This is a genomic window from Sutcliffiella halmapala, assembly GCF_002019665.1.
In the GTDB taxonomy this organism is placed as follows: Bacteria; Bacillota; Bacilli; order Bacillales; family Bacillaceae_I; genus Sutcliffiella_A; species Sutcliffiella_A halmapala.
This window is the reverse complement of sequence record NZ_KV917375.1, coordinates 3,307,475-3,323,538: the sequence shown is the minus strand read 5'-3', so window position 1 is coordinate 3,323,538 and position 16,064 is coordinate 3,307,475. Positions and strand designations below refer to the sequence as shown.

Below are 16,064 nucleotides of genomic sequence, written 5' to 3'. Positions count from 1 at the left end.
AGGCGGAGGAAGTAAATTCTAAAAAGACAACTTGCTTGCATATAAATAACGAATACAATAAGGAAAAAGCAGGATTTGAGGGGTTAAGAGTGGTCAAAAAAGCAATCATTCCAGCGGCAGGTTACGGAACCCGTAGCTTACCAATCACCAAAGTACTACCAAAAGAAATGTTCCCAATTGGCGTCAAACCAGCAATCCACTATGTCGTCGAAGAAGCAATAGCATCAGGAATTGAACAAATCCTCCTAATTGTCTCTAGAAAGAAAAATATGATCGTCGATTACTTTGATCATTCCTTAGAGCTTGAGGCATTTCTAGAAAGGGAAAACAAACAACACCTTATAGACTTAGTACCAATTCCATCAGTACCGATTCACTATGTCCGTCAACCATATGCAAAGGGGCTAGGGGATGCGATTAGAATAGGGAAAACATTTGTAGGGAATGAACCATTTGCGGTTTTGCTCCCGGATGATATTATGGTTTCTCAGAAAGAGCCAGCTTTGAAGCAATTGATCGATGTTTATCGAGATACGAAAAAATCAGTTATTGGTGTGAAAGAGGTAGAAGAGTCAAAGCTCAGTAATTATGGAGTAATTAGTGGGATAGAGAAGACAAAAGGATTATATCAATTAGATGGGATCGAGGAAAAACCTAAAATGAATCCGCCTTCCAACTTTGCTGTTGTCGGAAGGTATGTTTTTACTCCTGGTATTTTTGAAATGCTCGACAGTTCGGTAGCGAATATTGGGGAAGAGCTTCAGTTAACCGATGCAATAAGGGATTTACTAGCGGTGGAGGATTGTTATGGGAAAGTAGTGGATAGTGAGCGGTATGATATTGGGATTGTGGAGGAGTACATTAAGTTAATAAATTTTTTTAATTGAGCTTTGAGGTATCGGTTAAAACGCCTGTTAATCTCCGTTACAGGCGTTTGTTTTCCACAACAATACGTTGGAGTTAACCTGACAAGTTTAAAGGTCGACTCCATATTCAAGTGAGTCGACCTTTTTATATGATAGCTAGAGTAATTCAAATTAATCTTCATAGTTTTCCCATGAATAAGGTTGCTTTGTGAGTTGAATGGAGTTTAGTAGGTTGTTTAATCTGTTTTTCCATGTGTGGGAAACGGCACATCTTTTTTGACCAGCATCAGCAATCATTTTTGCTTCGTCAGGGTTTGCTAGATAATAGTGAAGCTTTTCGATTAAATCATTTTTATCCTTGTAGCCAACAATCTCTTTTTCATATTCGAAAAACTGTTTCATTTCATCAAAGTATTCTGTCATTATTAACCTACCAGTAGCAGCAGCCTCGAAGATACCTACTTTCACATTGGTATAGCCTGCACCGGTCGTCGGGAAGTTTACAATGATTTTCGTCGAGTACATCGCTTTGAACCACTCTTCGTCATACACCGGGCCTTCAGAGGGAATCGGCCATCCTCTTCCGAAAATCTTCAAATCGAAGTTTTGTTGCAGCGATTTCGTAAGTTCAAGGCGATTTGGTCGATAATGCCCTATAATCGATACATCTGAACGATATTCTTCTACTAAATCATGAGGAGTGAAAAATCTAGAATCGATACCAAAGGGCAGATACAGAGTGTTGGTTAATCCAATTTGTTTGTATTGTTCAAATGCAAGAGTGGAATTGGTTGTATGGTAATCAAAATGGCCTGCGAATTTTTTTATAGAAGGGAAAACATCTGGATCACTAAGTGTGATACCAATAATTGTGCAATATTTTTTCAGCTTTTTTAATATATCAACAGGGAATGTTAAACCACCTGCACAAAAAATAATTACATCCGGATTAAACTGAATCACTTCTTCTTTAATTAAATCCCATTTCACAAAAACGGGTCCAAATCCTCCAAAATTCCGGTAAGGATTGTAGATTAATTTTGGACGAAGAGACAAATTGATTTCATGAACATCATAGCCATTTTCCAGTAATCCCATGTGAATACTTTTGACAATTCCAGTTTGACCTTCCGTATAGCGACCAATAAATACAATTTTTAAAGGAGAGTCATTCATTTTCAATCAACTCGTACGTTTTTATTAAAGTAGCTTTGTTTAAGTGTTCTCTTCCCTGTAAATGCTTTAACTTACCTTTTAAGTTCTGTTTATGTTGTGCTGGATTTTTTATACAGTCTTTTATGATTGTTTTAAAGGAAGCATAATCTCTATTACCCAAAGTATGACAATATTCATGTAAGTCTAGTTCTTGAAAGAATTGACGAACCTTTCCATCGTAGGAAATTCCTAGACTCGGTACTCCTTCATATATCGCAAAAATATTGGCATGAAGGCGCATTGCAATCATTAAATCAAGCTGACCACATAAAAATTTATAATCTTGTGGAGAAGCGTTATAGGGGATGATTTGAACCTTTCCAGTTAATGCTTTCACTAGTTCTTCGGCCATTGCTGTTTCAGATGGAAGCTTATTAAATGGGAATACATAAATTGATAGCGGATAGTGAGACGAAAGGTCATTTAAATATTTGATCAGCATATGTTGAAAATCATGTAAATCGTCCGTTGCATAAGACCAATTACGTAAATTTAAACCAACTTTTATATCATTTTTACTACGGTTCTCAGTCATGGAACGAGGCAATGAAGTAGGTGTGGCTGTTAGATTCACAACCGGATCAGCTGATAAAACATGTTTGGTGACCCCAAGACTAGTTAATAAATCAAAGGATTCCGTGTCTCTCACGGTAATCGTATCCACGATTTCACTTACCCATTTCATTGCTTTCTTGGATTCAGGATTCCTCAAAGGTCCTATTCCGAGTGCGTAGAGCATTACTTTAATATTAAGCATCTTCGCTAGAATAATAGGATAGCTATAGTAATTAATCGCTCCTTTTTGGTTCGTGAATAAATTTTCAGGTAAATAGGAATTGTAATCTTGAAAAAGACCCCCGCCACCGACAATTAATAAATCGCACTGCTTTAAGACCTTTGTAATGGAAGGGATGTCACCTCCTCGAACATAAGATATTTTCTCTTTACCAAAGTAGGCAGGAATGGTTGCTGAACGAATGCTTACTGCAACTTCTACATGCTGATCTACTTCTTTTAACGTTTCTATAATAGATTGGAGAATTGCATCATCTCCAGCATTTCCTGCACCATAAAAGCCATGAATTAATACCTTCATCGTATCTCCTCTCTTTCTACTAGTTTGTTATCAAATCTAAAATGCGTTTACTTATTCCTGGACTGCCATAAGGATTTGTCCAGTCAGTGGACTTCATTATGCTATCTTCTACGGCCTTTATGATAGTGTCTCGCTTGTAACCTGCTAAAATGTTTGAGCCGCATTCAATGGTTTCCGGTCTCTCGGTATTCTCACGTAAAGTGATGCAGGGTGTACCTAAGATACAGGATTCTTCTTGTAACCCGCCACTATCCGTCAAAACAAGCTTAGCGTGTTGTTGCAGGAGAATGCTTTCATAAAAATTAGGTGGAGGGTCTAATAAAAGAATGTTGTTATTTTTAATGAGACTATCAAACATATTATGCTGCTGTAGTATTTTTTTTGTTCTGGGATGCATTGCGAGAACTAATTTATAGTTGGAGTTTTGAGAAAGCTCGTGGATGGTTAAAAATATCGAAATAAGTCTTAGTAAGTTGTCCGTATTTTCCTGTCTATGAATAGTGAGAAAAAAGTATTGCTTTTCGGATAATTGATACTTTTTTAATACATCGACAGAATTTACCTGTTTTAGGAATTCAACAGCGTCCACGATAGTTTGACCAACATGATGGATACCATTAAAAATCCCTTCGTTGTGTAAGTTTTTTATCGCGTCCTTAGTAGGACAGAATAGATACGTCGACATATGATCCACTACGATCCGGTTTATCTCTTCTGGCATTGTTTTGTCAAAGCTGCGAAGTCCGGCTTCAACATGTGCAATAGGAATAAAGGTTTTTGCAGCAGCTAAACTTGCTGCAAGCGTGGTATTCGTATCACCGTGAACAATAATTTTCTCTATTTTCTCCTTCACTATTATATCTTCCAATTTAGTCATGATAGTAGCGGTTGTTGTTGCATGTGTACCTGATTTTACATCGAAGTGATAATCAGGTTTTGGTAGATTAAATAATTCTGAAACCATACCATCCATATGATAATCGTAATGCTGACCGGAATGAATAAATAAATGGGAGGAATCTCTTTTCTTTAGCTCGTTTATAAGAACGGCCATTTTTATTAATTCTGGGCGAGTTCCCACAACTACTGCTATTTTCATCTGATTATTCCTTTCTTTTTAGGTTATCTCACGAATTAAGGAAATTGCATCTGTAATTCGGTGCTCCCAAGTGTTTTGTAAAGCGAAATTAATTCTGTTCTGTAAGTTTCCAGGATCATGCAGTCTGTATGATAACTTCTCCATAAATTCCACATGGCTATTAGCGATATCTACGTGTTGGTGCACAAGAGAGCATTCCGGAAGATTGGTAGAAATCACTGGCTTTCCAGTTGCAAGATATTCATACATTTTTACTGGATTAGTAGCCCGTGTAATTGGATTGATTCGAAATGGGATGAGACAGGCAGAAAATGAAGTTAAATATTCGGCTAAGTCTTTATGTGGAAGGTGACCTAAAAAGGTAACGTTAGGATTATTCAAGTTAAACTTTTTTCCGAATTCTGTGCCGATAATCACTATCTCAACATCCTTCATTTTGGTAGCAATTCGGCTAATCAGTCTATCGTCAATCCAGGGAGCCCAAGCACCAATATAGCCAATACTTTTCTTCTGCTTGTGAGAAATGGAACGGTTATTTTTCTGGAGATGCAATCCCATGTCTTTGTCATAAGCATTTCTTATCAGTTTTATTTTTTTCTCCGGGTATTTTCTTCTTAATCGAGAAAAAATCCTTTCTGCAGTGCAAACGATCGCAGTGGAGGCATCTATCATTTTTCTTTCAAAGGCTAGCATACGTGGAAATTCATCGACACAATCATAGATAATCCAATCTGCTTCATACTGATGTAAAGAGTCGACAAGCTGAGGCCAAGTGCACCATATACCAACCTTACTGTTATTCTTTTTTCTTAGCGTTGGTAATGTCATGTTTAACCATTTATCATGATCATGAACTAAAAATAAGTTTGGGGATATTTCCTCTATCTCCATTTGCTGACTCGTTTGATTACAGTAAAATACGAGATAGCCTTGATCGGCAAATTGCTTCATTAAGTGCTGTGGCCGTTGCTTCATAAAGGTCCAATCGATCGTTGGTGGATAAATAATAATATCCAATTCTAGTCCCCCTACTATTAAAATACTAATCTCTGAAAAAACTTCATAACCTATAGTATGTGATGCATCGATGAAGGTGTGGACGAATGAATGAATTTTCACACTGAACGGGCGGAAAGAAATAACGAAATGGGGGAGATTCAATGATTTCTATCGTATTATGTACGTATAATAATGCGGAATATTTGGAAACTGCGGTTAATAGTGTACTTCGTCAAACGATTACAGATTGGGAACTAGTCATTATTGATGATGGTTCGACTGACCATACAGAGCAGATTTTAGGAATGTATTCAACTTATCCGTCTATTAGTTTAATCTCCAACTTTGAAAATCGTGGCAAAGCATGCTGTCTAAATCAAGCGATGAAGGTAATAAAAGGAGAATGGATGTTAGAATTAGATGCAGATGATTGGTTAGAGAAGGATTGCATCGAAAAAATAAATCTTGTCCTAAATCAAATGGACCAAGATATAGGGCTTATCTATGGAAATTATGTTGAATGGAGAGAGCGGTCACGGGATAAAAAGCTATTCTATGCAGGAATAAAAAGAGGCAGTAGGAATTTTGACATTAAAAGCTATTTAACTAACCCCTCACCGTTAGCACCCCGACTATATCGGGTAAAGTTATTGCATAAGGTTAATGGGTGGCATACGACAGATATTTTTGATAGTAGGCTTTATGAAGATGTATATATGATATGTTTGGTAAGTAAGAATGGTATGCTAAAACATTTAAATGAAGTGCTTTATCATAGAAGGTTAAGGTTGGATAGTGTTTCTAATACACCGAAAGGTACCTACGAGGAATGGAAGCAATGGTTATTGAGAGAATTAAATATAAAAGTGTGAAAACGATAGATGGGCTATCGTTTTCACACTCTCTTATACTGCTATATTTAATACCCTGATTCCTTCTACGTTAAAAAAGAAGACAGTTACGGGTGCAATCGGATCTGGATAAGAGCCGTTTCTTACTTGAAGCGTAAAGGATTCATCCCCAACAGAAAACAAAACGCCTTCAAGTAACCCATTATTAGGTAAATATACTTCGATTTCTCTACCAATATATTTACGGAGAATGTCTGCAAATGTCATGAACTCGCCTCCTTTATAATTCTTCCATTGAAACTGTAATGACACTTGAATAAGGAATAATCACAATATCACCATCAAGAGATGCAATTTCTACAGCATCTGTTCCAGCAGTTAAAACAGTTCCGACAATGTTCGGATCAAAGGTAGTTGTAACAGAGACAATCGAACCTACATTGTCTTCGAAAAATTCTTGAATCTCACCAGGCTCTCCAGGCAATCCTGCTTCTAATTCACTTACTCTGTTATCAAGGGTGATGATTCTTGTTTCAGCCAAGCGTAAGCGCTCAGCCAACAGTCTAATCTGATTTAAAAGTTCTTCCGGTGGTATGCCACAATTGTCATTTCTTCTTGGATTGCAGCGAGAGCAGTTACATCTTCGAGAAGGGTAACGATCTCCACATCCAAAATCAATATAAACAGAACCCATTAAATATCCTCCTTTTAATGTGGTTGAGTAATGTTTTCACATTTTATAAGGTATTCAATTTCTATTAAAACGTACATGAAAATTACTATACTTTAGCCTTTTTTGTTGCGATTTTATGTAAAAGGTGTAAATAAAGCATTTAAGCGCCTATGAAAATTACTATTTTGAAAGAAAAAAGGTATAGATATGCTATATGGATACCAACTTTCGTCCCACCAATATAGTTCTTAGCGAGAGGTTTAGGGGGGAAATCCAATTAATTTATGCTAGGTAGTATACCTAACACATTAACTTCTTGTAAAAAGAGACAAGCCAATTGCATACATATTAAAGAATAGAAGGATGTGGAGGTGCAGAGGTTGAAAAAGCAAACAGATAAAATAAAACAAATGCCGCTGCTTTATATACAGACAGTTTCAAACTCAAATGTGGCAGTTCCGATGCAAAGTGAAATTCAGCTGGATGTAGTAGATGCAAAAAGGCGGATGAAAAAGCAGAAGATTCAAATCCAAACTATAGATCTAAAGAAAGAGCAAGAGGAAGCTGAAATGAAAAAAGCACAAAAGAGACCATTTCATTCATTATCGTTAGAAGAAAAAATTTACGAATTAACTAGGCATACACCAGAAATGACTAAGAAAATGTGTAAAATCATTACACTAGACGGGGAGTATGTAGGAAAAGTGGCGGGGTATCAAAACGAAATCTTAGAAATCAAAGCACCAAACACAGAGGATTCGATTTTTTTGACGATACAAGAAGTGAAAGAGTTACATGTAATAGGTATCTAAAAAGCAAAGTGACTTACTCTTTATACTTATGTACAAACACATCCTAGTCCACATGAATAAATTGATAGTAGTTCAAGTGGAAAGGAGAAGTAACATGATTCGAACATGGAGAGTAATGGGTGAAAATAAGCTCGTTTCGGAAAGTTCAAAAAGAAAAAAAGACAAGAAGAAAAAGAAAAAAGGTTGAACTTGTAATTTTGAAAATTATAGATAGTAAAAGCATCCTGGATTAGGCTAGGATGCTTTTATGTTTTGAAAAAATATAATCTATTATTCTCTATTAAAATGTATTTCTGTCCTAGGGATGTAGCTGATACAATCTATCATTATTGTTAATAAAATAGAATGAGAAGAAGTATAAAAGACAATAATTATGTATACGTTAATTAACTGATTAATTGGTGATTAATACTAGTTAATTCATCAGATCAAAAATTTTCTAAAATGCTTTATTCCTATAAACCCTTGTCCAATCGCTTTCATGATAATAGGAATATTCTATTAGTAATTCAGATGAGAGGAGTGTTAACATGGTAAAAGTTGTGCGAGTAATGGGTGAAAAAAAACTAGTTGCAGAGTCGCTTCTGGGAAAAAGTAAGTGTGAGAAGAAAAGGAAGAAGTTAAGTTGGAAGTGTAAATTTAAAATCGGCTTCGGTTTTAAGTGCGAATCTTAAGTTATAAGGATAAGTTTGATGATCGTGTAAAAAATCCTGGTATAAACCTGGATTTTTTGTGTTATAAGCAAGCTGTGAGTTACTATACAAACAGACAAAAATTAAAGTAACTTGATTAAATAGGCATTCAAATGTAATCAATGGGTTGAATTACTAATCTATATGTACAAACACTTCTTAAGCCAACTGAATAAACTGCTAATAGTTCAAAATGGAAGGAGTACTAGAATTTATGATACAAACATGGAGAGTAATGGGTGAAAAAAAGCTTGTTGCGGAAAGCGTACTGGAAAAAAGAAAAAGTGAAGAGGAAGAGAACAGGAATGTGCGTTCTAGAATTATAGTGATAACATCCTAATCTAGGTTAGGATGTTTTTATGAAAAGAAAACCCTTTATGACTAAAATTGATCGATAGTACCTACAAGATTTTTATATTTTACTTCTTTCTAATCATTAATGCCTAACTCCAGATTACATTAATTTGAATTAGCTGTAAATCTATAATCTTTAGCATTAATACACACATCTATTTCTATTTTAGTTAGGGAACTTTTCAAAGTATACCTTTCAGGTAAATGGATTAGCCTTTATATTTTATAATTGTATGCAGTTCTAAAAAAGTTAATGAAAGATTAAAATTACAGATTGTTTATAGTAATTTAAGTGTTTTTATCTTAACAATAGATTTGATTCTCCTAGTTTATTATCAAATTATTGATTGCTATTTAAAAAAGGAATTTATCTATCGAATTGATATTAGTTAATTCAGAAAAAAAACATAATTAAGAATGGATTGTATTGTTTTTGGGATAGAGAGACGTACATCTTGCATATAAATAAATTAGTAAAATGAAATGGGGTGTTATATTTTAGAGAGGTTTTCATTTGTAATTTAGTAAAATAAATCTGTTTATTATAAGATGATGTGAAATAATTTTTTTTTGTTAAAAAAGGAAAAATAGCTTGCTTAATCCCTTAAAAACTAAATTTAAATCGGAGGTAAAAAATGTCGATGCATGATTTTGAAAATACACTTAGAAAATGGTTGAGAGAAATAAAACCTAAAAAAATATTAGAGTATGGGCCAGGATATTCAACCAAAATAATGTTACAAGAATGTCCAGATGCACAAATTACAAGCATTGAACATCATATAAAATGGTATGAAAAGGCAAAAAAACAATTTGGAAAAAAAATTAATCTAGTGTTTGAAAAAACAAGTGGATATAAAAGCCATTATGCATGTTGGCCGTTAATGCAAAATAAGGTACCAGAATATGATCTGATATTTATTGATGGGCGCCGTAGAGTAGAATGTTTAGCTGTTGGTCTTGAAGTATTAAACACTAACGGAGTAATAATATTACATGATGCAGAAAGAAAAGAATACCAACATGGAATTGCTTTATATGATGTTGTAAGTAATGAAGTTAGAACTAAGGTTTTAAAAAAAAAAATCATAAAAAACCACAGTTAAATAATATAATAAAGGACAAAAATTTAGATTTTTGTGAGACCGTGAATAATACTGATGGGGAAATAACTTTTATTACTGCTGCGTACGGAAAAAAATATCATAGATACGTAAGAGGTTTAGCACGTTCTTTTTCCAAAAGTAATAGTTCAATGCTTAAAATTTATACAGATTCAAAAAATATGAATTTACCAGGTTGTATTATTGATAATACTATTTCATTGGGAAATCTGAAAGAATATTCAGGCAAACTACCGATACGTTCAGCAAAACCTTTAATATTATTACACGCAGCAAAGACACATAAATATATCTGTTGGATTGATGCAGATATGTTAGTATTTACTGATTTGAAGAATAAATTAGATATAAATAAAATAAACACAATATCATATGGATACGGGAAAAATAAGCGTGAATGCGGGGCCAATTTAATGATTCCTCAAGAGATTTACTCTATGGGTTGTCTTTTTTCAGGATCTCAACAACATTTTTATGAATTTGAAAATATCTGGAGAGAGTTAAAGTATGAGATTGCAAGGAAGGTGAATTTGTTTGATCAGTCTGTTTTAAATCACTTGATTTCACGTAAGCAAGGCTCTGTAAAGTATTTAAATAAGGAATACCCTAATATGATATGGAATTTCGAAAAATTTCGAGGGGCAAGAACTAAAATCGGGCATCCCTCACCTAGAAATACAATTTTTTGCAAGGGATTAAATGTAAGAAACAGTAATCTTTATCATTTTAAACTACCTGTTGGAGTACTTTCTTGGACTTCATTATCTTTAGAAAAACACATTAAGAACAATTTTAGGCAAATTAAGAACAAGAAAGCAAAAAATTATTTGATTGACCTTTATAAATGAATGCATTTCTAAATTTGGATCAAAAGATTTCAGGGTATATTACGGTATTTTCAAATAGGGGAAACTCCAAATGAGTAAATTGCAAAACATACTTATTGGAGGAAGTCCGTTATAACTATTGTATTTTTAAGAAGCAATTTTTCTACTAAGAAATATATGATTCAGAACTTACTAAATGATTGAATCATTATTTCCTAAATTGGAATTGAATTGCAAACCTTTGTAGTAGTAAAAGAGTAATAGTGATTTAGCATGCTTGTAAAGCAGAAATATGTGGCTATAATTTACTCTGTAATGAGTGAGCTACAGAAGTATTCCCCTTATTATTGATTATTTGTCTCGGCAGTGATTTTTCAGTCTCGGGTTTTGTACTTTCTGAAACTACTTACACAAGTATGAGTACCTTCATTATTGAATATAAAGTTTTGAAAGAAGTACTAGTAATATCTTTTTCAAAGAAGGTAAAGTTCGTTTCTAGCTCTGAAAGTTCTTTTATTGACTTGTCTCTCTTCGATTTACGGATAGGAATTTAGATTCGGATTTAAAGTTTTTTTGAATAGAGATAAAGTGATCTCATGTCAAAAAAAGGATAGCAACGATTGTCACTATGCCTTCGATGGATTAACCATGAAATATAGAATAGAAAGAGTAAAGATATCTGATACTTCTCAAGCATGCTGAATTCATTGATGGCGGTTATCATTCTGGAATGTGGATGTGCAGACTGTGATTGAAAAGTTTCTAATTATCTAAATCCTCGAATCCAAAAGGAAAAATAGTTACTTTAATGTTTTTTATGGGGGAAAAGTGATTCGTTTGGAAATTCTAGCAACTGTGAGTAAATCAATGTAGTGTTCTTGACATATGGCGCCTGCCTAAGCAACATCCGATTTTGTTGTTACACAGGTAAGAAAGAATTTATATACAACTGGATATAAATCAACAATAAGTTATAAGTTGGGTCGTTTATAAATCGTTTAAATCTTGTATGCTGAATAGGCATAGAAGCGTATAATCCTTGTAAAGTATATACTTAATTAGCCATTTTATGGCCAAAATGGACTTAAAGTCTAAAACGGTTGTGAAGTTAAATCAATGGGTTTATAAATAAACTACGTTTGGAAAATCACCCTTTATTTCAAAACGCGTATCAAATACTAAGGGGGCGTATTCGATAATTAAATCATAATTTATGTTACTGTGATTTGTTAATATAACAACACAATCAGAGTTTATTAATACTTTTTCTGATAGTTCAATTCCTTCATATATATTTGTATCAATCTCTAATTTATTTACTAAAGGGTCATGATAAGAGACAATAATATTTAATTTTAATAATTCTCTTAAAATAGTAGTTGATGGAGACTCTCGTAAGTCATTTATGTCTTTTTTATATGTCATACCAATTAAAAGTATTTTAGAATTTGTCATAGACAACCCTTTAGCTGACAATATATTTGTGATTCTTTCAACCACATAGTTAGGCATTTGTGTATTAATTTCATTAGAAAGTCTAATGAATTTTGAGTCTATCCCGCACTCATTGGCCTTCCACGATAAATAAAGAGGATCGACAGGTATACAGTGCCCACCAATTCCAGGTCCAGGTGTATAATTTACAAAACCAAATGGTTTAGTATTTGCTGCTTCAATTACTTCCCAAATATTAATACCTAGCTTATTGCTAATGATTGCTATTTCATTTATTAAGGAAATGTTTATAAATCGTTGAGTGTTTTCTAACAACTTAGTCATTTCAGCCACTTTAGGGGAAGAAACTATAATTGTTTTATTAAAAACTTTACTATACAAATATTTAATCTTCTCGCAACATTTATAGGTAACACCACTAATTACCTTTGGTATATCTTCTAATTGATATTTCTTATTACCAGGATCAATTCTTTCTGGGGAATATGCTAGGTGAAAATCAGTTCCGATTTTCTTATTTTCTTTTTCTAGCATAGGAAGGATTACTTCTTCAGTTGTACCTGGATAAGTAGAACTCTCTAAAATAATAAGTTTTCTCTTACTAAGGTAAGGAGTAATTGATTTAATTGTTGATCGGATATAACTTAAATCTGGTGTTTGGCGATTTAATAATGGCGTTGGAATACAAAGTATACATGCTTCAACATTTTCTACGCTTTTAAATTCGTTTGTTGCTTCAAACAAATTTGATTTGTTTATTTCTATTATTAATTCTTTTGATATGTCTGATAGATAACTCTCACCTTTTTTTAACTTGTTGATTTTTTCAATATCTATGTCAATTCCGATAACTTTAAAACCTTTATGAACAAATAATATAGCTAAATGTAAGCCAACGTATCCTAAACCCAGAATAGCTATTTCTTTTTTTGTAAAATCGTTCATTTGAATTTTCCTTTCATAATTTATTCATCAACATATTATATGAGAGAAGAGCTTGTTTGATTTGGACATTTCTACCGATACCTGATAAAAATATATTTCAAGGCCTAAATACTAAGCTTTTAATTTTGGTTTAGTTTTTATGCTTAATAGAAGTACGTGACTTATAATTCTCTATGGAATGTTATATCTATCTTTTTCTTAATTAGTCTACAAAGAAGGTTTTCTTGTGTAAATAAGTGAAAAACCGACTATATTATAAGTTTCTAAAATAATCTAAACTTGGTTAGTAATTTGTTTATTATGGATATTGTAGATATTGATGCTATTCATTTTTTGTACATGAATTTTGCCTATATCTGTGTGTGCTTGTTAATTACATTTTGAGCCACTCCGATTATCAATTAGTGATTTAGTACTGGTAAATCTAGAATTTCTTGACACGGACCCTCCAGAGGTAAGATTTTGCTCGAAAGTCGACTAACCATGGTGTTACGAGAGTAGGCAGCGAGCCTATCATACCTCTCACTCAAAATCAAGACATTCTCAAACTGGAAATTGAGTGGCTTACGATTTCATAATTACAGTGGCTCTATTTGAATTATCAAATACATCTGTGAGAACGTTATAAATTTTTAGAGCTCAAACAATCGGACACAAGTAGCATTGGAATCTTTCTTTTTTGAAAAGCATAATTAACAGGCTGGAGTATGTCTCTTTGTTTGAAATGGAAATGCATAATCCTATTTCTAATAAGGGAGGAGAAACAAATAGAAGAAAATATAGTAAACAATGAAAATATATCAATAAAAGAAAAGTTAATATATATAGAAAATGAACTAAATGAAAAAAAAAATTCCTTCAAGAAAGAAATGAAAAAAGAAGAAATTATCTTTGCGATATCATTAAAGAGTAAAAAAGTATCAAATAATTGGAGTATTATAGAAGAAAATCTAGGTAGAACTTTGAGGTCAATACTTAATAATACTCAAAAAAATTTCCGTATCATTATTGCAGGGCATGAAAAACCTTCAATAAATGAATTGAAAAATAAAAAAGTTGAATGGATATCAGCGCAATTTCCCCCACCAGTAAACTCAAAGGGCTTTACAAATGATAAAATGAAAAAAAGGAAATTAATAGGAGTATATTTAAGGAAGGGTGGTTTCTCTGGCTATATAATGCCTCTTGATGCTGATGATTTAATACATTTTCGTTTTGTAGAATATATTAATTCGGAACCTTTTTATGAGGCATTTATCATTAATCAAGGATATTTATCAAATTTTTATTTGAATGAATTTTGGTTGGTTGACAAATTTTATAAGTATTGTGGAAGCTGCTCTGTTATCTATTTTTCAAATAGTATGCTTCCTAAGTCACCTAGAATAAATAGTAAATTCTTTTCTAGATTAACTTTAAGTAGGCACCCAAAAATAATTAGTCACCTTCGCCAATGTAAAGTAAATTATAAGATGATTAATTTACCGGTAGTTTTTAGGTGTTTTGGGCATGGAGAAAACAATATGTTATTTAAAAAGACATTAAATCTAAGTGTTTCTGCTAAAGATTATAGAACACAGGGAGAAGAAATTGAAAAATGGATTTACGATTATTTTAAATGCTAAGTTAAAATTCACATTCGATTTATGCTTAATGTAGGTTAAAGACTATCTAAATATTCAACAGTAAGTATTAAACCTGAGTAACGAATTAATAAATATATATACTAGAGTGATAATAAGTTCCAATGCTTTTGTTGTAATGTTTTGATTATTCGGAATAATTAGAAGGGAAAAGGCTGTCTCAAAAGTACTTTGAGACAGCCTTTATAGAATTTGGACTTATTACGATTCGTCAGTAGCCGGTGAAATAGTTTCAATACGTGAACAGCAAACATAAACAGGACCGTCGTCTCCTACAACCGTAAGAATTCCTGTTTTATCGTCAATACACGCTAAGATTCCAGAGATTGGTGCCCCAGAAACTGTAACAATATCAACATCATCACCTAAAAACCTGTTTAAAAACTTCCCGCAAAAACAATCCTTCTCACGATCTACATCAGCTGCACGCTCTCTGCGGTCGTCCTTCTTGCCACAACAAGACTTATACTCATAATACAAACTCATAAATTTTGCCTCCCTCTTAATTTTGGTAGGAATTTTTACTTCCTACAATAATGTATTCTAGTAGGACTATTTGGAGAGGGCGAAACACTTAGTACAAGCGCCTTTTTTCCATTATTATAGTAGATTTGCCTATTAGAAACGAATCATTATCTTATTGTTACTAGGCAACCCAATAGTATTATCTTTACAATATATAAACGCTTCTACTGTATACTTGGTTGGGGAATCCTGCCTTTCCAAGTGGATCTCAAAGGATTTAAATGATGCATTCTCTTTAGGAGCGATATTTGGCATTTGTAAGGAACGAATCCAATATTCGCCGTCCATTCTTATTTTATCCTTCCAGTTTTCGATTGCGTAAACCCAATTCGCTGCTGGACGGTTTTGATCAGTTTGTTGAACGAGCTTTGGATTTGATATTTTTCCAGAGAAGACGATTTTATTGATAGGCATGATTTTTAAACAAATTATCACGTCTTCCATTTCCATGTCACCAACATTTACTATATTGAAATCACTAATGATGGTTAAGGTAGTTTCTCCATCGCTAGGATGAAGAATCGAATAATTAAAATAACCGTAGAAGGATGTTTCTTTTTTTTCTGTTGATTTTATTTCCATTGGTGTTGACTGTTGTAAAGTCTCACTTAATTTTTTTTCTTCTTCTAATGAAACCTCAAGGTGTAACACTTTTTTGCGAAGTTGATTTATTAAGTTACTTGTAGAAATTCCGTGTTGGTTTTGCAAACTCTTTACTCGAGCTTGCAAATATTTATTTCGAATGCCTTCTTTTTCTAAATCCAACTCTAATTCTTTGATTTGATCTTTAAATTTTGATATCTCTGCTTTATAGTGAATGACCTGTTGCTGTATCATAATTAATTCCTGATAATTACTCATCTAATCCCTCCCAACAACCTCTTTGTA

General features: G+C 33.1%; 16 protein-coding genes. 7 read left to right on the top strand and 9 right to left on the bottom strand.

All coding sequences use genetic code 11. The annotated features are described in order from the left end of the window. Nucleotides 1–89 precede the first annotated feature (89 nt). Nucleotides 90–887, top strand: a complete 798-nt coding sequence (locus BK580_RS16460) for a UTP--glucose-1-phosphate uridylyltransferase (RefSeq protein ID WP_078382805.1) — start codon at nt 90–92, stop codon at nt 885–887. Between the two features lie 150 nt (nt 888–1,037). Here BK580_RS16460 and BK580_RS16455 read toward each other — a convergent pair whose 3' ends face one another. Genes BK580_RS16455 through BK580_RS16440 form a run of 4 tightly spaced genes read right to left on the bottom strand, consistent with a single transcriptional unit; the run spans nt 1,038 to nt 5,293 of the window. Next, nucleotides 1,038–2,042 carry a CgeB family protein gene (locus BK580_RS16455; protein WP_078381394.1) on the bottom strand — a complete coding sequence of 335 codons (1,005 nt, stop codon included), beginning with the start codon at nt 2,040–2,042 and terminating at the stop codon, nt 1,038–1,040. After that, nucleotides 2,035–3,177: a polysaccharide pyruvyl transferase family protein gene (locus BK580_RS16450; RefSeq protein ID WP_078381393.1), complete on the bottom strand. Its 1,143-nt coding sequence runs from the start codon at nt 3,175–3,177 to the stop codon at nt 2,035–2,037. The genes BK580_RS16455 and BK580_RS16450 overlap by 8 nt, the downstream gene beginning before the upstream one ends. 19 nt (nt 3,178–3,196) lie before the next feature. Next, nucleotides 3,197–4,276 (bottom strand): non-hydrolyzing UDP-N-acetylglucosamine 2-epimerase, encoded by a 1,080-nt coding sequence (wecB, locus tag BK580_RS16445; RefSeq protein ID WP_078381392.1) that lies wholly within the window; start codon nt 4,274–4,276, stop codon nt 3,197–3,199. Between the two features lie 18 nt (nt 4,277–4,294). Further along, nucleotides 4,295–5,293, bottom strand: coding sequence for a glycosyltransferase (locus BK580_RS16440; RefSeq protein WP_078381391.1), 999 nt, complete (start codon nt 5,291–5,293; stop codon nt 4,295–4,297). 143 nt (nt 5,294–5,436) lie between these two features. Between BK580_RS16440 and BK580_RS16435 the strand changes: the two genes are divergently transcribed. Next, nucleotides 5,437–6,147: a glycosyltransferase family 2 protein gene (locus tag BK580_RS16435; RefSeq protein ID WP_078381390.1), complete on the top strand. Its 711-nt coding sequence runs from the start codon at nt 5,437–5,439 to the stop codon at nt 6,145–6,147. Between the two features lie 33 nt (nt 6,148–6,180). On the opposite strand, the gene BK580_RS16430 is transcribed toward BK580_RS16435, so the two are convergent. Continuing rightward, nucleotides 6,181–6,393, bottom strand: coding sequence for an LSm family protein (locus BK580_RS16430; RefSeq protein ID WP_078381389.1), 213 nt, complete (start codon nt 6,391–6,393; stop codon nt 6,181–6,183). Between the two features lie 13 nt (nt 6,394–6,406). Next, nucleotides 6,407–6,820: a hypothetical protein gene (locus tag BK580_RS16425; RefSeq protein ID WP_078381388.1), complete on the bottom strand. Its 414-nt coding sequence runs from the start codon at nt 6,818–6,820 to the stop codon at nt 6,407–6,409. 359 nt (nt 6,821–7,179) lie between these two features. On the opposite strand from BK580_RS16425, the gene BK580_RS16420 reads away from it, so the two are divergent. The 4 genes from BK580_RS16420 (at nt 7,180) to BK580_RS16410 (ending at nt 10,629) form a co-directional block, all read left to right on the top strand. Then, nucleotides 7,180–7,611: a CotO family spore coat protein gene (locus BK580_RS16420; RefSeq protein WP_078381387.1), complete on the top strand. Its 432-nt coding sequence runs from the start codon at nt 7,180–7,182 to the stop codon at nt 7,609–7,611. Between the two features lie 906 nt (nt 7,612–8,517). Beyond that, nucleotides 8,518–8,643, top strand: a complete 126-nt coding sequence (locus tag BK580_RS24055; RefSeq protein ID WP_268877401.1) for a hypothetical protein — start codon at nt 8,518–8,520, stop codon at nt 8,641–8,643. Nucleotides 8,644–9,292: 649 nt separating this feature from the next. Further along, on the top strand, nt 9,293–9,763 hold the full coding sequence (locus tag BK580_RS16415) for an O-methyltransferase (protein WP_078381386.1): 471 nt from the start codon (nt 9,293–9,295) through the stop codon (nt 9,761–9,763). A gap of 41 nt (nt 9,764–9,804) precedes the next feature. Continuing rightward, entirely contained in the window at nt 9,805–10,629 is an 825-nt protein-coding gene (locus BK580_RS16410; RefSeq protein WP_139364921.1) for a hypothetical protein, read from the top strand. 1,101 nt (nt 10,630–11,730) lie between these two features. Here the strand turns inward: BK580_RS16410 and BK580_RS16405 are convergent. After that, the gene (locus BK580_RS16405; RefSeq protein WP_078381384.1) at nt 11,731–13,008 is read right to left on the bottom strand and encodes a nucleotide sugar dehydrogenase; all 1,278 of its coding nucleotides are present in this window, start codon (nt 13,006–13,008) and stop codon (nt 11,731–11,733) included. Between the two features lie 719 nt (nt 13,009–13,727). Between BK580_RS16405 and BK580_RS16400 the strand changes: the two genes are divergently transcribed. Beyond that, nucleotides 13,728–14,633: a glycosyltransferase family A protein gene (locus tag BK580_RS16400; RefSeq protein ID WP_078381383.1), complete on the top strand. Its 906-nt coding sequence runs from the start codon at nt 13,728–13,730 to the stop codon at nt 14,631–14,633. Nucleotides 14,634–14,852: 219 nt separating this feature from the next. Here the strand turns inward: BK580_RS16400 and BK580_RS16395 are convergent, their stop codons facing one another. Continuing rightward, nucleotides 14,853–15,137 carry a hypothetical protein gene (locus BK580_RS16395; protein WP_078381382.1) on the bottom strand — a complete coding sequence of 95 codons (285 nt, stop codon included), beginning with the start codon at nt 15,135–15,137 and terminating at the stop codon, nt 14,853–14,855. A 132-nt stretch (nt 15,138–15,269) separates the two neighbouring features. Further along, complete coding sequence (locus BK580_RS16390) at nt 15,270–16,037, bottom strand: hypothetical protein (protein ID WP_078381381.1); 768 nt, start codon at nt 16,035–16,037, stop codon at nt 15,270–15,272. Between the last annotated feature and the right edge of the window lie 27 nt (nt 16,038–16,064).